The sequence below is a fragment of the uncultured Ruegeria sp. genome, from assembly GCF_947497005.1.
Classification (GTDB): domain Bacteria; phylum Pseudomonadota; class Alphaproteobacteria; order Rhodobacterales; family Rhodobacteraceae; genus Ruegeria.
In genome coordinates this window covers 148,105-171,256 of the sequence record NZ_CANMFF010000008.1, presented here as the reverse complement: position 1 = coordinate 171,256, position 23,152 = coordinate 148,105, and the positions used below count along the sequence as shown (strand labels likewise).

General features: G+C 57.0%; 22 protein-coding genes. 16 read left to right on the top strand and 6 right to left on the bottom strand.

What is annotated here, in order from left to right:
- Window positions 1-15: 15 nt before the first annotated feature.
- On the bottom strand, window positions 16-933 hold the full coding sequence (locus tag Q0816_RS13295) for a hypothetical protein (protein ID WP_298851271.1): 918 nt from the start codon (window positions 931-933) through the stop codon (window positions 16-18).
- A gap of 100 nt (window positions 934-1,033) precedes the next feature.
- Complete coding sequence (gene secA, locus Q0816_RS13290; protein WP_298851269.1) at window positions 1,034-3,751, bottom strand: preprotein translocase subunit SecA; 2,718 nt, start codon at window positions 3,749-3,751, stop codon at window positions 1,034-1,036.
- A 176-nt stretch (window positions 3,752-3,927) separates the two neighbouring features.
- Between secA and Q0816_RS13285 the strand changes: the two genes are divergently transcribed.
- From Q0816_RS13285 to Q0816_RS13220, 14 genes are all read left to right on the top strand, one after another.
- Window positions 3,928-4,776: a peptidylprolyl isomerase gene (locus Q0816_RS13285; RefSeq protein ID WP_298851267.1), complete on the top strand. Its 849-nt coding sequence runs from the start codon at window positions 3,928-3,930 to the stop codon at window positions 4,774-4,776.
- 6 nt (window positions 4,777-4,782) lie between these two features.
- Window positions 4,783-6,009 (top strand): bifunctional glutamate N-acetyltransferase/amino-acid acetyltransferase ArgJ, encoded by a 1,227-nt coding sequence (argJ, locus tag Q0816_RS13280; protein WP_298851265.1) that lies wholly within the window; start codon window positions 4,783-4,785, stop codon window positions 6,007-6,009.
- A complete protein-coding gene (locus Q0816_RS13275) occupies window positions 6,006-6,404 on the top strand; it encodes a (deoxy)nucleoside triphosphate pyrophosphohydrolase (protein WP_170640962.1) in 399 nt (132 codons plus the stop codon). The genes argJ and Q0816_RS13275 overlap by 4 nt, the downstream gene beginning before the upstream one ends.
- Window positions 6,405-6,417: 13 nt before the next feature.
- Entirely contained in the window at window positions 6,418-6,807 is a 390-nt protein-coding gene (locus tag Q0816_RS13270; RefSeq protein ID WP_298851256.1) for a hypothetical protein, read from the top strand.
- Between the two features lie 268 nt (window positions 6,808-7,075).
- Window positions 7,076-9,019, top strand: coding sequence for an AMP-binding protein (locus Q0816_RS13265; RefSeq protein WP_298851486.1), 1,944 nt, complete (start codon window positions 7,076-7,078; stop codon window positions 9,017-9,019).
- Between the two features lie 78 nt (window positions 9,020-9,097).
- On the top strand, window positions 9,098-9,916 hold the full coding sequence (locus Q0816_RS13260; RefSeq protein WP_298851254.1) for an ABC transporter ATP-binding protein: 819 nt from the start codon (window positions 9,098-9,100) through the stop codon (window positions 9,914-9,916).
- Between the two features lie 29 nt (window positions 9,917-9,945).
- Entirely contained in the window at window positions 9,946-10,932 is a 987-nt protein-coding gene (locus Q0816_RS13255; protein ID WP_298851252.1) for a branched-chain amino acid ABC transporter permease, read from the top strand.
- A gap of 3 nt (window positions 10,933-10,935) precedes the next feature.
- Window positions 10,936-11,193 (top strand): hypothetical protein, encoded by a 258-nt coding sequence (locus tag Q0816_RS13250; RefSeq protein ID WP_298851250.1) that lies wholly within the window; start codon window positions 10,936-10,938, stop codon window positions 11,191-11,193.
- 3 nt (window positions 11,194-11,196) lie between these two features.
- Entirely contained in the window at window positions 11,197-12,273 is a 1,077-nt protein-coding gene (locus tag Q0816_RS13245) for a branched-chain amino acid ABC transporter permease (protein ID WP_298851249.1), read from the top strand.
- Between the two features lie 73 nt (window positions 12,274-12,346).
- Complete coding sequence (locus Q0816_RS13240) at window positions 12,347-13,630, top strand: ABC transporter substrate-binding protein (RefSeq protein WP_298851248.1); 1,284 nt, start codon at window positions 12,347-12,349, stop codon at window positions 13,628-13,630.
- Window positions 13,631-13,737: 107 nt separating this feature from the next.
- Window positions 13,738-14,571: an ABC transporter ATP-binding protein gene (locus Q0816_RS13235; protein ID WP_298851246.1), complete on the top strand. Its 834-nt coding sequence runs from the start codon at window positions 13,738-13,740 to the stop codon at window positions 14,569-14,571.
- A 19-nt stretch (window positions 14,572-14,590) separates the two neighbouring features.
- Window positions 14,591-15,808, top strand: a complete 1,218-nt coding sequence (locus tag Q0816_RS13230; protein WP_298851244.1) for a phenylacetate--CoA ligase family protein — start codon at window positions 14,591-14,593, stop codon at window positions 15,806-15,808.
- A gap of 120 nt (window positions 15,809-15,928) precedes the next feature.
- Window positions 15,929-17,593 (top strand): iron ABC transporter permease, encoded by a 1,665-nt coding sequence (locus Q0816_RS13225; RefSeq protein WP_298851240.1) that lies wholly within the window; start codon window positions 15,929-15,931, stop codon window positions 17,591-17,593.
- A 73-nt stretch (window positions 17,594-17,666) separates the two neighbouring features.
- A complete protein-coding gene (locus Q0816_RS13220; protein WP_298851238.1) occupies window positions 17,667-18,017 on the top strand; it encodes a DUF2794 domain-containing protein in 351 nt (116 codons plus the stop codon).
- On the opposite strand, the gene Q0816_RS13215 is transcribed toward Q0816_RS13220, so the two are convergent.
- From Q0816_RS13215 to Q0816_RS13205, 3 genes are all read right to left on the bottom strand, one after another.
- Window positions 18,014-18,751: a C40 family peptidase gene (locus tag Q0816_RS13215; protein WP_298851236.1), complete on the bottom strand. Its 738-nt coding sequence runs from the start codon at window positions 18,749-18,751 to the stop codon at window positions 18,014-18,016. The genes Q0816_RS13220 and Q0816_RS13215 overlap by 4 nt on opposite strands.
- Window positions 18,748-20,130 carry a M17 family metallopeptidase gene (locus Q0816_RS13210; RefSeq protein WP_298851233.1) on the bottom strand — a complete coding sequence of 461 codons (1,383 nt, stop codon included), beginning with the start codon at window positions 20,128-20,130 and terminating at the stop codon, window positions 18,748-18,750. Before Q0816_RS13210 ends, Q0816_RS13215 begins: the two co-directional genes overlap by 4 nt.
- A gap of 63 nt (window positions 20,131-20,193) precedes the next feature.
- Window positions 20,194-20,583, bottom strand: coding sequence for a hypothetical protein (locus Q0816_RS13205; protein ID WP_298851231.1), 390 nt, complete (start codon window positions 20,581-20,583; stop codon window positions 20,194-20,196).
- 144 nt (window positions 20,584-20,727) lie between these two features.
- On the opposite strand from Q0816_RS13205, the gene Q0816_RS13200 reads away from it, so the two are divergent.
- A complete protein-coding gene (locus Q0816_RS13200; protein ID WP_298851229.1) occupies window positions 20,728-21,378 on the top strand; it encodes a carbonic anhydrase in 651 nt (216 codons plus the stop codon).
- Window positions 21,379-21,480: 102 nt separating this feature from the next.
- Window positions 21,481-22,017, top strand: a complete 537-nt coding sequence (locus Q0816_RS13195) for an SRPBCC family protein (RefSeq protein WP_298851227.1) — start codon at window positions 21,481-21,483, stop codon at window positions 22,015-22,017.
- A 61-nt stretch (window positions 22,018-22,078) separates the two neighbouring features.
- On the opposite strand, the gene Q0816_RS13190 is transcribed toward Q0816_RS13195, so the two are convergent.
- Window positions 22,079-22,996 carry an endonuclease/exonuclease/phosphatase family protein gene (locus Q0816_RS13190; protein WP_298851225.1) on the bottom strand — a complete coding sequence of 306 codons (918 nt, stop codon included), beginning with the start codon at window positions 22,994-22,996 and terminating at the stop codon, window positions 22,079-22,081.
- Window positions 22,997-23,152 lie beyond the last annotated feature (156 nt).

Below are 23,152 nucleotides of genomic sequence, written 5' to 3'. Positions count from 1 at the left end.
GAGCCTGCCTGCGGATTACTTTGCCGCAATTGTCAGGTCTGAGAGCAGATTATTCAACACCAGAAACTCACCTGTCTGTGAACAATCTGGCAGGGACAGTGACATATCGCGCGACCGCAAGCGGCGATCTGACAGCAGTTCCAGCGCCTGCACATTCAATGTGTGCCCGCAATTTGCCTCGGTCACTTCGGCTTCGACGGTCAGGTCGATTGTGCCGGACTGATCCGATGTGCCCGCAGGAAATGAATACACTTCGATATTTTGCGCTTCACCCAACCCGGGCTGACCCAGGCGCAAAACCTGTCCTGCGCCATTTGCCGAGGCATCATCCCACACATGGCCTTTTGAGCCATAGCTTGCACCAAACTCCAGCGCGTGGATCTGCAATTCAGTGTCACCGCGCCACTGCAGGGCAACGCGGTCAAATTCGGCAATATCGGTGACGTGAGTGGTGGCGACAGTGCCGGTTTCATTTTCGAACGAAATCAGGAAAATTGCATATTCCGATAGCGCAGGGATCGTTATGCCCAACGCACCGGAGTCGTCGGTTTTGTGACTAAGCGTCAGACCGCTATGGTGGATTTCAACCCGCTCGTTCCTGTGGCACGGCGCTTTGAGCGACACGCGGGCCATCGCACCAGGAACCGCATCGGCACGGGCGCTTATACTGCAATCCGAAACCTTGGGGGTCGACGGAACCGCCCGGGTTTCGGGCGCTGCAGCGTCCGGAGCCGCGTTGGACGCCGTAGCCGAAGTCAGTACAATACCATCCAGTCCCGACAGAACCGAAGACTGTTTGGATGCCGACGCGACATCGACACCGTCCTGCGCGCTGACAGGCTGCGCAGGCGATCCGTTTTGCATCAGATAGCCAATGCCCAAAGCACAAGCGACCGTTCCGCACATGGTTACGTAGTTTCGAACTACAAACAAAACACCCTCCCCAGTTGAAGGAGCAAATCGCACTCTTGCCACGAATCGCGGCCAATTTGTGGCCGCGAGACGAACACATTGTGGATTTAGGGTGGTGACGTTAGGTCAGGCGGCCATGGCAGTGTTTGAATTTCTTGCCTGAACCGCACGGGCAGGGATCGTTACGGGAAGGATTGCCCCAGGTTGATGGATCGTTTTCGTCGAATCCCGGAAGCGCATCGCCAGAAGCCGCAGCTTCGGCCTTTGCTTCGGCCTGATCAGTGGCTTTTTCTACAACCTGCTGTGCCTGCGCCTGTTGCGCGGCCATCTGCGCCAGCATTTCTTTCTGTTCTTCTTCGGTCAGCGGACGCACGCGCGACAATTGCTGTGTCACGGTTTCGCGCAGGGAATCCAGCATACTTTCGAACAGCTGGAAGCTTTCGTTCTTGTATTCGTTCAGCGGATCACGCTGGGCGTATCCACGGAAACCCACGACCGAGCGCAGATGTTCCAGCGTCAGCAGATGCTCGCGCCACTTGCTGTCGATGGTCTGCAACAGAACCTGCTTTTCGATATTGCGCATGTTTTCAGGGCCAAAGGCGACTGCCTTCTGTGCCATCATCTCATCAGCGGATTTGACCAGACGCTCGCGCACCTGCTCGTCATCCACGCCTTCTTCGGCGGCCCAGTCCTGAACCGGGGCGTCGATGGTCAGCTTGTCCTTGATCGCCTCGTGCAGACCGTCGGTATCCCACTGATCGGCATAGGATTTCGGTGGCATGTATTCGTCAATCAGGTCGTCGATCACCTGTTCGCGCATGTCCGAGACGATCTCGGACAGGTCATTGGCTGACATGATTTCGCGACGCTGGTTGAAGATCACCTTACGCTGGTCGTTCATCACGTCGTCAAATTTCAAAACGTTCTTGCGCATGTCAAAGTTGCGGCCTTCGACTTTGGATTGCGCACGTTCCAGGGACTTGTTCACCCAGGGGTGGACGATCGCCTCGCCTTCTTTCATGCCCAGCGTGGTCAGCACCTTGTCCAGACGTTCCGAGCCAAAGATGCGCATCAGGTCGTCTTCAAGGCTCAGGTAGAACACGGTACGGCCCGGGTCACCCTGACGGCCCGAACGGCCGCGCAACTGGTTGTCGATGCGGCGGCTTTCGTGGCGCTCGGACGCCATAACGTACAAACCACCGGCACTCAGTACCTTTTCTTTTTCTTCCGAATGGCGCGCTTCTTCGGCGGCCCGCAACTCTGACGGGTCAGCCTCGGGGCTTTCAGCCAGCGCTTTCAGTACCTGCATATCGACATTGCCGCCCAGCTGAATGTCAGTGCCGCGACCTGCCATGTTGGTGGCAATGGTCACCGCGCCCAAACGACCTGCATCGGCAACGATCTGCGCCTCTTGCTCGTGCTGGCGGGCGTTCAGAACGTTATGTTCAATGCCTTCCTTTGTCAGCATCTGGCTCAGCAGCTCCGATTTCTCGATCGAGGTGGTGCCAAGCAGGACCGGCTGGCCCTTTTCCTGCGCCTTTTGGGTTTCGCTGATCATCGCGCCGTATTTCTCCATCGCGGTGCGATAGACCTGATCGTCCTCGTCGATACGCGCAATCGGCTTGTTGGTTGGAACTTCGACCACGCCCAGCCCGTAGATTTCAGCGAATTCCTCAGCTTCGGTCAGGGCGGTCCCGGTCATCCCGGCCAGTTTTTGATAAAGGCGGAAATAATTCTGGAAGGTCACACTGGCCAGCGTCACATTCTCTGGCTGAATCTGAACGCCTTCCTTGGCTTCGATGGCCTGATGCAAGCCTTCGGACAGGCGGCGGCCCGGCATCATGCGGCCGGTGAATTCATCGATCAGAACCACATTGCCGTCGCGGACGATGTAATCCTTGTCGCGCTGGAACAGCTTGTGCGCGCGCAGACCCTGATTGACATGGTGCACAACGGTCGTGCTTTCCGGATCATAAAGGGAATGGCCTTCGGGTATCAGACCTGCCTGAATCAGTTGGGCCTCAAGAAACTCGTTGCCCTCATCGGTGAAAGTCACATTGCGCGACTTTTCGTCCAGAGTGTAATGCTCGTCGCTTAACGATGGGATGAGTGCATCAATGGCGGTGTAAAGGTCCGAACGGTCCTGCGCAGGCCCCGAGATGATCAGCGGCGTCCGCGCCTCGTCGATCAGGATCGAGTCGACCTCGTCCACAATCGCGAAATTGTGGTGTTTCTGGTAAACCTGTTCCAAATCCGCCTTCATGTTGTCGCGCAGATAATCGAAACCCAGCTCATTGTTGGTGGCATAGGTGATGTCACAGGAATAGGCGGCCAGTTTTTCCGCGTCGGGCTGACCCGACCAGATCACGCCGGTGGTCATGCCCACGGAAGCAAAGACCTTGCCCATCCATTCCGAGTCTCGCTTGGCCAGGTATTCGTTCACCGTGACCACATGCACGCCCTTGCCGGTCAGCGCGTTCAGATATGCAGGAAAGGTTGCGACCAGCGTCTTGCCTTCACCCGTCTTCATTTCCGAGATGTTGCCCTGATGCAGGAAGGCGCCGCCCATCAGCTGCACATCAAAGGCCCGCAAGCCCAGCGACCGCTTGGCACCTTCGCGCACGTTGGCAAAGGCTTCGGGCAGCAAATCATCCAGGCTTTCGCCATCCAGCGCGCGTTTGCGCAGTTCTTCGGTCTTGCCGATCAGGCCCTGATCCGACAGCTTTTCGAACTCGGGTTCCAGCGCGTTGATCTTTTCGACCAGCGGGCGGGTCGCCTTGATCTTGCGGTCGTTCGGTGTTCCGAACACCTTTTTGGCAAGCGTTCCGAGTCCCAGCATGTTCACTCCAGCGGATCTGTTCTTATCGTGGTTGCGACAGGCTTGCCCACCTTGCGCGCAACCCATAGATACGGGGGGTGAAAGGCGGCCCTGTCCAAGGCTTCAAAGCGATGTAAGCGGCAGGTTCCAGAGTGTCAACGCCGCGCCCTGTCGCGGCAAGGAAATAGGATGATTCAATGCCCAAAGGCCTCACTTTTCTGCCATCGCTGGCTCTGACTGCCGTGATGGCGCTGCCGTTGGCCGCCGAAACCCAGCCGGATGCGTCAACCGTTGTTGCACGGGTAAACGACGATGAGATCACACTGGGTCACGTGATCGCCACTGTCGCTTCTCTGCCGGCGCAATATCAGCAGGCCGAAGATGATGTTCTGTTCGATTTCGTGCTGGAGCAGCTGATCCAGCAGCAATTGCTGGGGCAGCAACAGGATGGTCTGAACACACAGAACGCGCTGACACTCGACAATGAAAAGCGGTCGCTTCAGGCGGTTCAGACCGTCGCAGCCCTGACCGAAACCGTCGTCACGGACGAGGCCATTCAGGCCGCCTATGACGCGCGGTTTAACGAATTTGCCGGTGAAGATGAATTCGACGCCAGCCATATTCTGGTTGAGACGGAAGATGAAGCCAAAGCGCTCAAGGTTCAACTTGATGACGGTGCCGACTTTGCCGAGCTTGCGCGCGAGAACTCGACCGGCCCGTCCGGCCCCAATGGCGGTGCACTGGGATGGTTTGGCCCGGGTCAGATGGTGCCCGAATTTGAGGGTGCAGTGATCACGCTGGAAAAAGGGCAGGTGTCGGATCCGGTTCAAACCCAGTTCGGCTGGCATCTGGTCAAGTTGAATGACAAACGCAAAACCGAGGCACCCGAACTGGATGTCGTGCGCGATGAACTGGCCCAGACGATCCAACAGGACGCCATTCAGGCGCGGATCGATGAACTGACGCAGCAGGCGCAGATCGAGCGCCCCGCGCTGGAAGGTGTAGGCCCCGAGGTCATGCGCCAACTGGACCTGATTCAGGAGTAAAGACCCGTGGCCACTATCACCAAGGTTTCGCCGCTGGCTCCAGCGTCATTTCCCGATCTTCCCGCGATTGACGGTGTGCGCTTTGCCACCGTCGACGCGGGGGTACGTTATCAGGGTCGCACCGACGTCATGCTGGCGGTTCTGGACCCGGGTACATCGGTGGCCGGGGTCTTCACCCGCTCGGCCACCCGTGCCGCGCCGGTGCTGGATTGTCAGGAGAAAATCGGCGGGTCCAGCGATGGACCGGCGGCGATTCTGGTGAACTCGGGCAACGCCAACGCGTTCACCGGCCATTATGGTCAAACATCAGTGGCTGAGGTGACGCAGGCTGTCTCCAAGGCCACCGGCGTTTCTGCTGAGCGGGTCTTTACGTCATCGACCGGCGTGATTGGTGAGCCGCTGCCACATGACCGCATCGTGGCTCAGCTTGAGACGCTGAAGGCTGATCTCAGCCGTCACGCGATCGAAGATGCCGCGCGGGCGATCATGACAACGGATACGTTCCCGAAAGGCGCCAGTGCACAGGTCGAGATTGATGGTAAACCAGTCTCTATTGCAGGGATTGCCAAGGGATCAGGCATGATCGCACCGGACATGGCAACCATGCTGGTTTACATTTTCACCGACGCGCAGATCGAGCAATCTGCATTGCAGGAAATGCTGGGCGCGCAAACGGATAGGACGTTCAACTGCATTACAGTGGACAGTGACACCTCCACCTCAGACAGCCTGCTTCTTTGCGCCACCGGAGCCTCGGGCATCGATACCACCGGCAATACCGCCTTCGCACAGGCGCTTGAAACGGTGATGCTGGACCTTGCGCAACAAGTAGTGCGCGACGGAGAAGGCGCCACGAAATTTGTGGAAATTCGTGTCACCGGGGCCGCATCGGACACGGACGCCAAAACCCACGGACTGGCCATCGCCAACTCTCCGCTGGTCAAGACCGCCATTGCCGGGGAAGACCCGAACTGGGGCCGCATTGTCATGGCCATCGGCAAATCGGGTGCAGCTGCGGATCGCGACCTGCTGAGCATCTCTTTCGGTGACATTCTGGTCGCTGAAAAAGGCTGGGTCAGTCCCAACTACTGCGAGGAAGGCGCGTCGGCCTATATGCAAGGTAAGGACCTGGTGATCGCGGTGGATCTGGGGCTGGGCGAGGGCAAATCTACCGTTTGGACCTGTGATCTGACCCACGGCTATATCGAGATCAACGCGGATTATCGCTCGTGAAGACAGTATTAGTGTCTGCTGTCGCCCTGATCGACATCGAAGGCCGCGTGCTGTTGGCGCAACGTCCCGAAGGTAAATCCATGGCCGGCCTCTGGGAATTCCCCGGCGGCAAGATCGAACCCGACGAAACCCCCGAGGCCGCCCTGATCCGCGAATTGCACGAGGAACTGGGCATCGACACCTGGGCCTCCTGCCTTGCGCCGCTGACCTTCGCCAGCCACAGCTATGATGACTTCCACCTGCTGATGCCTCTGTTCGCCTGCCGCAAGTGGGAGGGTATTCCGCAGTCAAAGGAAGGGCAGGCGCTGAAATGGGTGCGCGCGAATGACTTGCGAAACTACCCGATGCCCGCGGCCGATGTGCCGTTGATCCCGATTTTGCGGGATTGGTTGTAGGAAGGAATTCTCCATGTTTAAGAATTTGGGTTTTCTGTGTGTGCTTCTAACTTTGATTCCTGTTGCACCCGCCCTTGCTGATCAAATCGAGCTTGATTGGAATGCTGTGGAGCTGGGGTTCTTTGAAAACATCGATGATGCGGGTGAATCAAAAAACGGACTTGCAGTGTATGTTCCGGGAAATCGGGTCGCCACCGCAGATGACTTCTACGCCATCATTCCTGAGTTTTGCAGTTCACGCCTTGAAGGAGTGCTGAAATTTGCCCAGCAAATCGAGGATTCTCCGGATGTCTCTTTGCTCAAATTGCAGATCGATTTTTACGGTTCAAAGGTTGGTGAAAACAAAACCTATGTTGGAGGGTCTGCGACCATAGATTTAGCAGATGGTAAGTGCTCGCCGTAGATGAGTTTTAACGGCTAACAAATGCCTAAAACTTGTCGATTTTTTGCAAGTGGTACATTTCTTACCGCTCGGAAGATGCCCGATACCTTTGTTACAATTCGTAAGAATTGAGAAAACATCAGGCAAAACTTGACGCTGATCGTGCTCATGCTCCTAATCGGGGCAATGGCGTTCGGGCACTATCCCGGACCCGCCATTTCCGACCTGAAGAAAGGGTCGGGTGGGGAGGAGAGGAAGATTGGCTCAGACGCAGTCGGGCGCTGAAGGGATGCAGTCCCTTCCGGCGCTGCTACACCGCAATGCGACCCAGTTCGGGGATGCCCCGGCCTATCGGGAAAAAGAATTCGGGATCTGGCAATGCTGGACCTGGGCTGAAGCGGCGAAGGAGATTCGCGCGCTCGCTCTGGGTTTCCTGGAAATCGGTGTTGCGCGGGGCGACCATATTGCGGTGATCGGGCGTAACCGTCCGGCGCATTACTGGTCGATGGTCGCGGCGCAGATGGTGGGTGCTGTTCCGGTGCCGCTTTATCAGGACGCGGTTGCGGAAGAGATGACCTATGTGATGGAGCATTGCGGCGCGAAATATGTCGTCTGCGGTGATCAGGAACAGGTCGACAAGGTCATCGAAATTCAGGAAAATGTGCATCAGATCAAGCACATCCTCTACACCGACAAGCGCGGGATGCGGAAATACGACCACTCCCAGATGAACGCGCTGGACGACATTAAGGCCGAAGGCAGCGCTGGTCATGCACGGTTTGATGCCGAGCTGGATAAGCGCATCGCCGAGCTCACCTATGACGACACCTGCGTGATGCTTTATACCAGCGGAACAACTGGCAAGCCCAAGGGCGTGGTGCTGTCGAACCGCAACGTGATCGAAAGCGCCAAGAACTCGGCCGAGTTCGACCATCTGAACCGGAACGAGGACATCCTGTCTTATTTGCCGATGGCGTGGGTGGGCGATTTCATCTTCTCGATTGGGCAGGCCTATTGGTGCGGCTTCTGCGTGAACTGCCCTGAAAGTGCTGACACGATGATGACCGACCTGCGCGAGATCGGACCGACCTATTTCTTCGCCCCGCCGCGTGTGTTCGAGACGCAGCTGACCAATGTGATGATCCGGATGGAGGACGCGGGCAAACTGAAACAGCGTATGTTCCATCACTTTATGGCCCACGCCAAAAGGGTCGGTGGTCTGCTGTTGGACGGCAAGCCGGTAGGGTTTGGCGACAAATTGATATACGCGCTGGGCAATCTGCTGGTTTATGGCCCGCTCAAGGATACGCTGGGCTATGGCCGCTTCCGCGTGGGTTATACAGCGGGTGAGGCGATCGGGCCGGAAATCTTTGATTTCTACCGTTCTTTGGGCATCAACCTGAAGCAGCTTTACGGTCAGACCGAGGCCACCGTGTTCATCACTGTCCAGCCGGATGGCGAAGTGCGTGCGGATACGGTCGGTGTCCCGGCACCGGATGTGGAGCTGAAAATCGACGACAGCGGCGAAATCCACTACCGCTCACCGGGGGTGTTTGTCGAATACTTCAATAACCCGGCTTCCACTGCATCGACCAAAGATGCCGAGGGCTGGGTGGCCACCGGCGATGCCGGGTTCATCGAAGAAAGCTCGGGCCATCTGCGGATCATCGACCGGGCCAAGGATGTGGGCAAGATGGCAGACGGCTCGATGTTCGCGCCGAAATATGTCGAGAACAAACTCAAGTTCTTCCCCGATATTCTCGAGGTCGTGCTGTTCGGTAATGGCAAGGATCGCTGCGTGGCCTTCATCAACATTGACCTGACGGCGGTGGGCAACTGGGCCGAGCGCAATAATGTGGCCTATGCCTCGTATCAGGAACTCGCCGGTCATCCCCGTGTGTTAGAGACGATCAAGTCCCATGTGGAAGAGGTGAACAAGTCGGTTGCGGCGGACGAGATGCTGTCGGGCTGTCAGGTGCATCGTTTTGTGGTTCTGCATAAGGAACTGGATGCGGATGATGGTGAGATGACCCGGACCCGGAAGGTGCGGCGCGGGTTTGTCGAGGACAAGTTCCACGACATCATCGCGGCGCTTTATGACGGGTCCAAGAGCGTGTCGACCACGACCGAAGTGACCTATGAGGATGGTCGAAAGGGCTCGATTTCTGCGACGCTGGAGATTGTCGATGCGCCGGTTGTGACGGTTGCGCAGCACAAGGTAGCGGCGGAATGAGGGTCATTCGAGCGCCGCTCGACCTGCGTTCATCGCCGCGCCCGCCGTCCCGTTTTTGCGCAAGTCAGGGAGTGATTGATGCTGGATAACGCTGAAGGATATGTCACCGAAGACGGCCGCAAGATCGGCGGCGTGGTGATGGAGATGAAAAACATCACTCTGCGCTTTGGCGGCGTGGTGGCGATCAAGGATATCTCGTTCGATATTCGTGAGGGTGAGATCCGCGCCATCATCGGGCCGAATGGCGCCGGTAAGTCCTCGATGCTGAACGTGATTTCAGGCTTTTATGTTCCGCAAGAGGGTGAGGTCTGGTTTCACGGGGCCAAACGCCCGCAAATGCGACCCTTTGAGGTGGCACAGCAGGGAATCGCGCGCACGTTCCAGAACATCGCCTTGTTCGAAGGGATGAGCGTGCTGGATAACGTGATGACCGGAAGGTTGGGCTATATGAAGACCAACATTTTCCAGCAGGCATTGTGGAAGGGCAAAGCCGAGTCGGAAGAGGTTGAAAACCGCGAGGCAGTCGAGAAGATGATCGATTTCCTTGAAATCCAGCATATCCGCAAAACACCGGTGTCGCGCCTGCCTTACGGTTTGAAAAAGCGGGTCGAACTGGCCCGTGCGCTTGCGGCCGAGCCCAAGCTGCTGCTGCTGGACGAGCCGATGGCGGGCATGAATGTCGAAGAGAAAGAGGACATGAGCCGGTTTATCCTCGACGTGAATGACGAATTCGGAACCACCATTGCCTTGATTGAACACGACATGGGCGTTGTGATGGACCTGAGCGACCGGGTGGTCGTGATGGATTACGGCAAGAAGATCGGTGACGGCACCCCCGACGAGGTGCGCAATAACCAAGAAGTCATCGACGCCTATCTGGGCGTCAGCCATGACTGATTTCCGGGCAGAAATTTGGGGAGGCACTTATGCCTGAACAACTTATCTTCGCGATGGAGGTCATCCTCAACGGTCTGATGGCCGGGGTGCTCTATGCGCTGGTCGCGCTGGGCTTTGTGCTGATCTACAAAGCGTCGGGGATTTTCAATTATGCGCAAGGGGTTATGGCCCTGTTTGCGGCGATGACTTTAGTCGGGATCATGAACGGACAGGTGCCGTTTGCCCATGTGATCAATGCCACCTTTGGCACACATGTCTATAATTTTGGCTGGACCGTACCCGCATTGCTGGCGATCATTTTGACGATGGCGGTGATGGTCTTGCTGGCCTGGGCCGTACAGCGGTTCGTGATGCGTCACCTGGTCGGGCAAGAGCCAATCATTCTGTTCATGGCGACCATTGGTCTGGCATACTTCCTTGAGGGTGTGGCCGACCTGATGTGGGGGTCTGAGATCAAGACGCTGAATGTGGGTCTGCCGCAGGGCATCAACCTATGGATAGACGAGACGACGTTCAACTTCTTCGACTACGGCTTCTTCATCGACAATCTGGATATCGTGGCGACGGTGATTGCGGCGCTGCTGGTGGCGGCCTTGGTCGCGTTCAGCCAGTACACCAAACAGGGCCGGGCGATGCGTGCAGTGGCGGATGACCATCAGGCGGCGCTGTCGGTGGGTATCTCGCTGAACTTCATCTGGATTATGGTCTGGTCGGTTGCAGGTTTCGTCGCCTTGGTCGCGGGTATCATGTGGGGCACCAAGTCGGGTGTGCAGTTCTCATTGTCGCTGATCGCGCTCAAGGCACTGCCGGTGCTGATGCTGGGCGGGTTCACTTCGATCCCCGGCGCTATCGTTGGCGGCCTGATCATCGGTGTAGGCGAGAAACTGTTCGAGTTTGCTATTGGCCCGATGGTCGGTGGCGCGACCGAGAATTGGTTCGCCTACGTGCTGGCGCTGATCTTCCTGGTGTTCCGGCCGCAGGGTCTGTTCGGCGAAAAGATTATCGAGAGGGTGTAGGGCATGACCAAGCTGATCTCCATCATCAACGTGATTGCGTGGGCGGGGTTCTGGGCGTTTGGTTATCTGGCGCTCACCGCCGAAGGTCTGACTGAGGGCCAGTTGGTGATTGCTGCCATCCTGGCGTTTGCGGGGTTGGTGACCGGGATCGTGGCCTACATGAAACTGGTGCGGGTGACCGAGCAGAGTGGTTACGCCAAATCGTCGAGACAATTGGACGTCGTGACCCGTAACCGGGCGCAGGAAGAATGGGGAAGGTAAGATATGTTCTATCGTGAGGCTGGAGATTTTAAAACCTCTTACACAGCTGACAGCCAGACTTTCCCGATCAAGTTCGATCGGTACCGGTACTATGCAGTTCTGGCGGTGGCGTTCGGGATCATTCCGTTCATCATCAACGATTACTGGGCGAACGCGTTGCTTTTGCCTTTCCTGATCTATGCGATTGCGGCGATCGGGCTGAACATTCTCGTGGGTTATTGCGGGCAGGTCTCGCTGGGCACCGGCGGTTTTATGGCAGTGGGGGCCTATGCCTGTTACAAGCTGATGACGGCATTTCCGGATGTCAGCATGTTCATTCATGTGATCCTTGCCGGTGGGATAACGGCCATCGTGGGTGTGCTGTTCGGCTTGCCAAGCCTTCGGATCAAGGGATTCTATCTGGCCGTGGCGACACTGGCGGCGCAGTTCTTCCTGGTGTGGCTGTTCAACCGGGTGCCGTGGTTCTACAACTATTCAGCGTCGGGCCAGATCAACTCGCCCGAGCGGGATGTGTTCGGTATTGTTATCACCGGCCCGAATGCTTCGGCCTGGGCGACCTATCTGTTCTGCCTGATCTTCCTGACACTCTGCGCCATTCTGGCGCGCAACCTGACGCGCGGCACCACGGGCCGCAAATGGATGGCGATCCGCGATATGGACATCGCGGCCGAGATCATCGGGGTGAACCCGTTGAAGGCGAAGCTGACCGCCTTTGCCGTCAGCTCATTCTTTGTGGGTATCGCCGGAGCGCTGTTCTTCTCGGTCTATCTTGGCGCGGTCGAAGTGGGCGAGGTGTTCGGCATTCAGAAATCGTTCCTTGTGCTGTTCATGGTTATTATCGGCGGATTAGGGTCTATTTTCGGTTCATTTGCCGGGGCCGCGTTCCTTGTGCTGTTGCCGGTGGTCCTGAAGGTCGTCGGCGTCGATGTGCTCGGCTGGCCCACGGATATCGTGGCCCATCTGCAGCTGGTGATCGTAGGCGCACTGATCGTCATGTTCCTGATCCTCGAACCGCACGGGCTGGCGCAGTTGTGGCGCGTCGCGAAAGAGAAACTCAGACTCTGGCCTTTCCCACACTAAGGGTGGCCCAATCATAAAGACGGGTGCGAAAACCCGAAAACACCATCGGATCAATCAAGGGAGGAAACACCCGATGAACAAGAAACTGGCAACCATGGCGCTGAGCGCCTTGATGGTCGCAGGACCGGCGATGGCAGAGCTCGTGATCCCGGATCTCAGTTACCGGACCGGGCCTTATGCGGCGGGCGGTATCCCGTTTTCGGACGGGTACAACGACTATTTCACGCTGTTGAACGAGCGGGATGGCGGCATCGGCGGTGAACCGATCCGGGTTGTGGAATGCGAAACCGGGTACAACACTGAAAAGGGTGTTGAGTGCTATGAATCGACCAAAGGTGAAGGCGCGTTGGTTTATCAGCCTCTGTCGACCGGTATTACATATCAGCTGATCCCCAAAGTGACCGCAGATGGCATTCCGCTGCACACGATGGGCTATGGACGTACATCGGCTGCCAACGGCAAAGTGTTTAGCAACGTGTTCAACTACCCGGCCAACTACTGGAACGGGGCCTCCGGCGCGATCAATTATCTGCTGAGCGAAAACGGGGGTGATCTGACTGGCAAGAAAATCGCACTGGTCTATCACAATTCGGCCTATGGCAAGGAACCGATCCGCACGCTGGAAACGCTGGCTGAAAAACACGGCTACGAGCTGACCTTGCTGCCTGTGGATCACCCAGGGCAGGAGCAGAAGTCGCAGTGGCTGCAGATTCGCCGCGAAAAGCCCGACTATGTCGTCATGTGGGGTTGGGGCGTGATGAACCAGGTTGCGGTTCAGGAAGCTGCCAACATCCGCTTCCCGATGGAAAACTTCATCGGTGTCTGGTGGTCGGGTGCTGAGTTCGACGTTGAACCGGCGGGCGACAAAGCCACTGGCTACAAGGCGCTGACTTTTACCGGTCTTGGCGATGACTATCCGGTTTATGACGACCTGAAGAAGCATGTCGTTGACACAGGCAAAGCTGCAGGTGCCGGCGATCAGCTGGGTGCGGTGCAGTACAACCGGGGTCTCTATGCGGCGATGTTGGCCTCGGAAGCCATCAAGACAGCGCAAGAGATGCATGGCGTGACCAACATCACCCCGGCAATGATGCGTGACGGCATGGAAGCTCTGGAAATAACCAACGCCAAAATGGACGCGTTGGGCATGGCAGGCTTTGGCCCCGAGTTCAGCGTCAGCTGTGAAAACCACGGCGGCCCGGGTCTGGTGGGTGTTGTTCAGTGGGATGCCTCGACCGGCACCTGGAACAAGATCCAGGATTTCATGCCAACCGATGCAGAGGTGATCGGTACTCTGATCGCTGAGGATTCGGCAGCTTATGCAGCTGAAAACAACATCGAACAGCGCTGCGAATAAAAACTGGCGCACCCGGGTCTAGGCCGGGATCACAATAGCCGGAGCGGCAGGCCATTTGCCGCTCCTCAAGAATAGCCCAAGACGGGCAGGCATGAGGACACGCGCTGATGCTGGATGCGGCACAAACCACTGACGTGCAGGCGGAAACCCTGCTTGAAGTCAATAATATCGAGGTGATCTACAACCATGTGATCCTTGTGCTGAAAGGCGTCAGCCTGACTGTGCCCAAGGGCGGGATCACGGCCCTGCTGGGCGGTAACGGCGCAGGCAAGACGACGACACTCAAGGCGGTGTCGAACCTGCTTCATTCGGAACGCGGCGAAGTTACCAAAGGTTCGATCAAGTATCGCGGCGAAAGCGTACATGAAAGCGACCCTGCCGTTTTGGTCGAAAAAGGCGTCATTCAGGTGATGGAAGGCCGCCACTGTTTCGAACACCTGACGGTCGAGGAAAACTTGCTGACCGGTGCCTATACCCGCAAGGATGGCAATGCCGCTATCCAGAAGGACCTTGAACTGGTCTACAATTATTTCCCACGGCTCAAGGAACGCCGCCGATCGCAGGCAGGCTATACCTCGGGCGGTGAACAGCAGATGGTTGCCATGGGGCGGGCCCTGATGTCGCGACCCGAGACGATCCTTCTGGACGAACCCTCGATGGGTCTGGCGCCGCAGCTGGTCGAAGAGATTTTTGGCATTGTGAAGGACCTGAACGAAAAAGAAGGCGTGTCCTTCCTGCTGGCCGAACAAAACACCAACGTTGCCCTGCGGTTTGCGCATTACGGATACATTCTGGAATCGGGGCGCGTCGTGATGGACGGGCCAGCCGCCGAACTGCGCGAGAACCCGGACGTAAAGGAATTCTACCTTGGCATGTCGGATGAAGGCCGTAAGAGCTTTCGCGACGTGCGGTCCTATCGCCGCCGCAAGAGGTGGCTGTGAGCGGATGGAGGATATGGCGATGACTTATTTCGACGCACTCGAAACACGCTCGGCGGACGAACGTGCCGCCGATCAGGCCTCGGCGCTTGCCGCGCAGATCAAACGTGCGGTATCTGCCCCCGGGTTTACCGCCCACCTGTCGGAAACAGACACTAATAAGGTGGTTTCGTCAGGTGATCTGCCGATGTTACCCGTGCTTCGAAAATCTGATTTGACCCGCGCCCAGGCAGAGCGGCCTCCGTTTGGTGGATTTACCGTGAAGCCTGCACGTCATTTCCACCACGTGTTTCAATCCCCCGGCCCAATCTATGAGCCAGGCAGCACGGATCATGACTGGTGGCGCATGGGCCGGTTCCTGAATGCTGCGGGTGTCGGTGCTGGTGATATTGTTCAGAACTGTTTTGGCTACCATCTGACCCCGGCCGGCATGATCTTTGAAAACGGCGCCCGCGCTGTTGGCGCCGCCGTTTTGCCCGCAGGCACGGGCCAGACTGAATTGCAGGTGACAGCGGCGCGAGACGTGGGCTGTACAGCTTATGCAGGAACGCCGGACTATTTGAAAATTATTCTGGATAAGGCCGACGAGATGGGCGTTTCGCTGAATTTCTCGAAGGCCGCCGTTGGCGGCGGTGCGTTGTTTCCGTCACTGCGTCAGGAATATGCAGATCGCGGTATCGCGTGCCTGCAATGCTATGCAACGGCGGATCTGGGCAACATCGCCTATGAAAGCGACGCAATGGAAGGCATGATCATCGACGAACATGTGATCGTCGAAATCGTGACCCCCGGCACCGGAACACCGGTAGCCCCGGGTGAAGTGGGCGAGGTCGTGGTGACTTCTCTCAATCCTGACTACCCGCTGATCCGCTTTGCGACGGGCGATCTGTCCGCAGTCATGCCAGGCGTTTCGCCCTGTGGCCGCACAAATACCCGGATCAAGGGCTGGATGGGGCGCGCAGATCAAACCACCAAGATCAAGGGCATGTTCGTGCGACCGGAACAGGTTGCGGCTTTGGTCGATAAGCACGACGAGATCGTCAAAGCCCGCGTCATAGCTGCGCGCCAGGGTGAGATGGATACGATGACCGTCCAGATCGAAAGCCCAAGCAGAGATGACATCGCATACGCCAAGTCGGTGGCCGAGGTGCTGAAACTGAAAGGTGCGATCGAGGTTGTGGCCCCTGGGTCGCTTCCCAAAGACGGGCTGGTGATCGAGGATCAACGCGTCTACGAATAACAGTGTTTACAAATCTGCGGCAGTTTGTGCCGCAGATTTGTTGACCGACGCACTGGCGTTTCCGAGCTTTTTGGTCGATTAAAGGCGGACCCTTCGCTTTGCCAATCACAAGTCGGGATGATGGCCCAGATCGAATACTCACAAAACGGATCGCACAATCGCGGAGTACGCGGTACCCGACTGCTGGCAGGTATTGCATATCTAGTGGCCGCGGCATGCCTGTTGCCCATGATTGCCGTCATTCTGGCGGCTGTAACCGGTGGAACGGATACGATTTCGCACCTGATGGAGACGGTGCTGCCTAGCTATACCGTGACGACCCTGGTTCTTGTAGTGCTGGTCGCGGCAGGTACGTTTAGCATCGGCACCGGGGCGGCCTGGTTGGTGACGATGACCCGGTTTCCCGGAGTTCGGTTTCTTGAGATCGCGCTGGTTCTTCCACTGGCCTTTCCGGCTTATGTTCTGGCCTATGCCTACACTTTTATTCTGGATCACCCGGGTATCGTCCAAAGCACGTTGCGTGACGTGACGGGCTGGGGGCCGCGCGACTACTGGTTCCCCGAAATCCGTTCGACCGAGGGCGCGGCGGTCATGCTGATCCTTGTGCTTTATCCGTATGTCTACCTGTTGGCGCGGGCTGCTTTCCTGCAACAAAGCGCGACGGCGTTTCTGGCGGCGCGGGCGCTGGGTAACAATCCGTGGCTGGCCTTCCGACGGGTTTCACTGCCGATGGCGCGCCCGGCAATTGCGGGCGGCGTCTTGCTGGCCGTCATGGAGACCATCGCAGATTTCGGCACCGTATCGTATTTCGGTGTGCAGACCTTCGCCACCGGGATCTACACCAGCTGGTTCTCCATGGCCGACCGTGCGGCAGCGGCGCAACTTGCATTATGCCTGCTGGTCTTTGCCCTGGTCATGGCCATGGCCGAGCGTACACAGCGCGGCAAAGCAAAATATTACCAGGCTGGCAAACAGCAAGTGGCGCAACCGGCGGCACATTTGACGGGCTTGCGTGCCTTTGGAGCATTCTTGCTTTGCGCAATACCTGTACTGTTCGGGTTTCTGTTGCCCGTCATCATTCTGGTCGAAATGGGTCTGGAATCTGAACAAAGCCTGCTGTCGCGGCGCTATATCGGATTTGTTCAGAATTCGCTGACCCTTGCCGGTACGGCCGCGGTCATCACCGTCTTTGCGGCGATCAGTGTCGGGTTCTTCCAGCGCCTCAGACCCGGGCGCGCATCGTCTGCGGCGGCCTATATAGCCCGGCTTGGATATGCCGTGCCTGGTGGCGTCATCGCTGTTGGTTTGATTGTGCCATTTGCAGGTTTCGACAACGCGCTGGACGCCTGGATGCGGCAGACCTTCGATGTGTCTACGGGGTTGTTGGTCACAGGTTCGATCTGGTTGCTGGTTGCGGCCTACATGGTACGATTCCTTGCAGCCGCGCTCAGCGCGTATGAGGGTGGTCAAAGCACGGTACACGCCAATATGGATGCCGCTGCCCGCTCATTGGGTCAGACACCGTTGGGCACGCTGCGGCGTGTTCACCTTCCCATCCTGACACCTTCGCTGTTGACCGCCTTGCTGATCGTGTTCGTTGACGTGATGAAGGAACTTCCCGCCACGCTGATCATGCGGCCATTCAATTTCGACACATTGGCTGTACAGGCGTATCGATTGGCCTCGGATGAGAGGTTGGAGGGCGCAGCGGTACCTTCGCTGGTTATTCTGGCGGTAGGTCTGTTGCCTGTAATTCTGATCTGCCGTCAGGTTGGTCGACGGTAACACTTGTGTCGTAATTGTCAGGCAACAGCGCATCGGGCTTGATTCAAATATGATTTCCGGCAAGGCTGGAGGTATGAATATGCAGCCACCAAGCCGGTTCTCGGCAAGCGCCGCGCAGATGCCCGTGGCTTTCGACCGGCATGAGATGTCTCAAATCCTATCCGTTTATGGTCGGATGGTCGCCGCCGGTGAATGGCGTGACTATGGTATTTCGAACCTGCGCGACATGGCGGTATTCTCGATCTTCCGACGTACCGCAGAACACCCGATTTATCGGGTCGAAAAGCATCCACGTCTGAGATCACGGCAAGGGATGTATTCTGTCATTGGTTTGGATGGCCGTATCCTGAAACGTGGTCATGACCTGCGTGCGGTTCTGAGGGTGCTGGAGCGCAAGCTGATCCGGGCAGTGAGCCCGGATTAGAGCCTTTTGTGGGCGGTCACAGGACCATCGCCTTGCGCCAGAATGCGTTCTATTGCCTGATCCATAGGCTCAAATACAACGGCCATATGGCTGGCATTGGCATGTAAAATCATGTTGTCGCCCGAAATCCAGGCCACGTGCCCCTTCCAGAATAACAAATCACCCCGTCGCGCTGGCGTCCCTTCGGCTAACGCTGCGCCCAAAATACGCTCCTGATCGCCACTGTCACCGGGGCAGCGTACGCCGCAGGCCAGAAGCCCTGCCTGTACCAGCCCGGAACAATCGATGCCGAACCGGCTGTTGCCGCCCCATAAGTAGGGTGTGCCGAGAAACAACTCGGCCACGGCCACCGGTTCTTGTGGTTTCTCAGTAATCGGTACGGTGTGGACCTTTGGTACAAAACCAAGTCCGGTCTCAACAAACCGACCCGTCTCAGACAAGGCACGGATTTTACTTCCGAAACTCAGTGACGCCAGATCGCGGCTTTTGAAATCAGCATCTTCATAAGCATGTGTCGCGGGTACGTTGATCCAATGCGTTGCGGTCACGTCCGCCGACAGAAGATCCGATTGTAGCCAGCCGGTGTACCCGTCTTTGTCGGCGACGATCCGGCTCCATCCGTTTTTTGTGTCAACGACCTGAACCGTGTCACCAAACAAGACCTGCCGGTCGCGGGGGCCTTCCGGGCAGCGCAACAGGTCGACCACGGGTGCGGATATGCTTTGGTGGGTCATAGATCCAAGATCTCCGGCAACGCATTCAGCAAGGCACGCGGCCCCTGACCCAGTCCGCCTTTGGTGCGCCCGGGTTCGCTACTGGGTTGCCAGGCGTAGATGTCGAAATGGATATAGCGGTACGAGTCAATGAACCGGCGGAGAAACAAAGCAGCGGTGACCGAGCCTGCAAATCCACCCGTTGGTGCGTTGTCCAGATCGGCAATGCCGGGTTCAATCATCGCTTCATAAGGTGTGTGGAACGGCATGCGCCAAACCGGATCAGCCGAAGCGTCTGCGGCGTGCAAGAGTGCAGATGCGCAATGCAGGTCGTCGGTGTAGAACGGTGCCAGATCAGGGCCCACGGCCACACGGGCGGCACCGGTGAGCGTCGCCATCGAGATCACCAGATCAGGCTTCCCTTCAGCTGCAAATGCCAGCGCATCCGCCAACACCAGACGCCCTTCTGCATCCGTATTGTTGATCTCGACCGTCAGACCATTGCGGGAGGTCAGAATGTCTCCGGGACGGAACGCATTTCCGGCCACCGCATTTTCGACCGCCGGGATCAAAACCCGCAGTTGCAGCGGAAGCTCCAGTGCCATGATCATCCGGGCCAGCCCCAGAACATTGGCCGCACCACCCATGTCTTTTTTCATCAGCCCCATGGAAGCGCCCGGTTTCAGGTTCAGCCCGCCTGTGTCGAAACACACGCCTTTGCCGACAAGCGCCAGTTTGGAACCGCTGCTTCCCCAGTTCAGTTCAATCAGCCGCGGGGCCTGCTCCGCAGCCCGCCCCACCGCGTGGATCATGGGGAAGTTCTGATCCAGCAGCGCATCGCCGGTGATCACATCGCACGAGGCACTGAATTCACCGGCCAGTGCCTCGGCCGCTTGCTGCAGTTGGTCAGGTCCCATGTCAGAAGCGGGCGTATTCACCAGATCGCGGGTCAGAACCTCGGCTTTGGCCATCGCTTCGATACGGTCGGCGTCGATACTATCGGGAGCAATCAGTGCTGCTGATCCACCGGATTGAGACGCATATCGTTCAAAGGCGTAGCCGGTCATCAACCAGCCGAAACACTCCATCTCCAGCCGACCATCAGGAACGCCCGATGCGATGTGATAAGTTCCTTCCGGCAAGGCCAAGGCAGCCGCAGCCAGAGGGAACCGTTTTCGCGCGCGCTTGTCTTCGGTTCCATAACCGGCCAATGCAAAATCAACTGCACCATTTGCGCCCGGTACCAGCAGAGTCTGCCCTAAAGCACCTGAAAACCCGTTTGCAGCAACCCAGGATTGCACAATATCCGGCTGATCCTGTAACCAACCGTCCAGGTCCGGCTGTGCAATCACATGAAGCAGCAAGGAAGGGTCAGAGGATGGCGCGAAGGACAGGGTCATGGTCGTCTCGGCTGATGGTTTCTGCGCACAGACTAGCTGCGCATGATCTGCCCGCAACCCCTGTCAGACGGAAAGATCCTGCTGGTCCCAGACGGCTGTCAATGACCGTTCCCCGACACGGATCAATCGCCCCAGCGTCGCGCCCGCCGCGACTGCGTCGCCGGTATCGACGGTCTGGGCCACGTCACCCGCCACCCGGGCAAGGGCCGTCATCCCGATCTGTTCGGATATTGCGACCAGTGATTTGGCGCATTTACGCAGGTCCGCCCATTCACGTTGACGCCAGAAACGTTCGCAATTTGACAGGCGAACGGCCAATTCCTCGACGGTGCGGCACAGAACGTCCAGCGCGTTCTTGTCGCCAAGTTGTCGGTACAGCCCGCTCAGTTGATCCGCGTCCAGACGGACGGATTCCTTGTGTTCAAGCGTGATAATCTTTTCCACCACATTCACCCTAGTTCAAACGCCCCCACGGCGCCAGTTTGATATTGGCGGTAAAATCCTTTGCAAAACCTTGCAGGGAAATCGGATAATGGCTCGAATTTTCTTAGAATTCGGTTTAGATCATCCGTCAGCGACAAGAACGGGGACTTTGTAATGGATTTTGCCAAACCTCTGCCGACCTATCTGGTAAAACGGTATCACGGCTGGAAAGCCACGACATATTCGGAAAACCAGGTCTGGTATCGCCGTCTTGCCGATGAAGGACAGCGCCCGCGTGCCATGGTAATCTCGTGTTGCGACAGCCGGGTTCACGTGACATCCATGTTCGGTGCTGATCAGGGCGATTTCTTCATTCACCGCAATATCGCCAACCTGGTGCCACCTTATGCACCGGACGGAGACCACCATGGCACCAGCGCCGCTATCGAATATGCTGTAACAGCGCTCAAGGTTGCTCATTTGGTCGTTCTGGGGCATTCGCAATGCGGCGGTGTTCAGGGTTGTATCGATATGTGCAAGGGGCAGGCACCACAGTTGGATGCCAAGGAAAGCTTTGTCGGTCGCTGGATGGATATTCTGAAGCCGAAATACGAACTGGTGGCGGATATCGAAGACGGCGTTGAACAAGCCCGACAACTCGAACGACAGTCGGTCGTCGCTTCTTTGGAAAACCTGATGACCTTTCCCTTCATCTCCGCAGCCGTCGATCAGGGCGCACTGAGTTTGCACGGCTTGTGGACAGATATCGGCGCTGGTGGTCTGGAAAGCTATGATCCGCACCAAAAGAAGTTTGTCCCGGTTTAAAGGGGGCAAACCTGCATTGCGCAAATGACAAAGATTGCGGCTCTATTTTTGGGCCGTCATTTTGTATGCTCCACTCATTACATTTGAGGATTGGAGAATGCGATGAAAGCCATCAAACGAATCTTTGCGGCATTGGTCATTCTTCTTCTGGTTCTGGTTGTGGGTTCGTACCTGTTGCCTGGAAAAGCAGAAGTTTCTCGCGATATCACAATTGATGCCCCGGCCGAGGCGATCTTTCCCTATGTAAATTCGATACAGGAGACGGAACAGTGGTCCCCTTGGCTGTCGAGAGATCCTGAAACGCAACTAAGCTATAGCGGACCTGAGGCGGGCGTCGGGAATACGCTGAACTGGGCCTCGGATAACCCTCAGGTTGGCACAGGCTCGCAACAGATCATTGAAAGCGTGGAAAACCAGCAGGTCAGAACGGCACTGGACTTTGGCCCGATGGGCACCGCAACGGCGTCGTTTATCCTGGAAGCGGAAGGAGGCGCGACCAAAGTGATCTGGGGGTTCGAATCCGATCTGGGGCTGAACCCGATGTCCCGGTGGATGGGGTTGATGATGGATAAATGGGTTGGCGGCGATTATGAGCGTGGGTTGATCAACCTGAAGGCGTTGATTGAAAACCACGGCTAGGTCGCTTGTATATTAGCGACAAACGTTTGTTGTGCAGTAGGATGCGGAATGGACACGCACCCTATTCCAACCGAAACCGGGCGAGCTTTCCGAGGTGATCTGACCCCATAAATGGGCGCAGCTCTACCGTTCCTGTTGTTCCTTTTGGGAACAACAGATTGTCAATCGGCAAAGGAATTTTCCAGCTACCAAGGGTATGCGTGTTCAGGGCGGTTCCAAAACTCTGGTTGTTCGCAGCCGCTCCGATCCGTCTGACACTTTCGCCCCAGGGAACCATGTTGAAATCCCCGGCGATCAGCACCGGGCCCTCTAGTTCGCTGATGCGGTCGGCAATCATTAGGCTTTGTTTGGATTGGTCGTAAGGAAACGGCCAGTTCAGATGAACCGATACGACCCAGACCGGAACATGACCGGGTGTCTTGACCTGAATTCCGACAAGCCCGTACCCTTCCAGGCAAAACTCAGAGTTTTCGACAATTGGCAAGGTTGTCAGAATGGCGACATTTTGTTCGGGGCGAAACTCACAGATCGCTTTTGCCGGGTAATGCTCAAACAGGTTGCTCATGTATTCGCGATTGTGACTGGATACTTCCTGCAATGTCACGATCTTAGCATTCGATTCAATGATGTCATCGGCCAGTGAATAACGAGGCCAGGCTTTGCTCATGAGGTTCTTCTGGTACAGCGTCAGGCACGAGCCGTTGCAATCGTCCGAGGGTGCAGCAACACTGATTGCGATTGATCCAATGGCGAGCACGCCAAAAACCAACGTGGTCAACGCGAAAAACTTGGCGCGCATGAACAACAATATCGCGGCGCAGGGGAAAAGCAAAACACCGGCCTGCGGGCGCAGAAGCGCAATGGAGTCCCCAACCGCCAAGACCTGCCCAGTAAAGCCGATGACGACCAGTGCCATCAGGATGCACGCGCATCCGATGATCAGGGTTCTGCCAATCCTGTTTTTGGTCGAAACGTGCATGCTCTGCCTCTATCGCCTTGCAAGACACACGGCTTGTGATCTGTTCTGTCACATCTGCCGTGATCAAGGGTCAGTATTTAGGTGGCAAGCACGTCTGATTTTGTCAACAGGCCCGAATGGAATGAGCCACGTCAGGCGACATGGTTCATTCGAAGG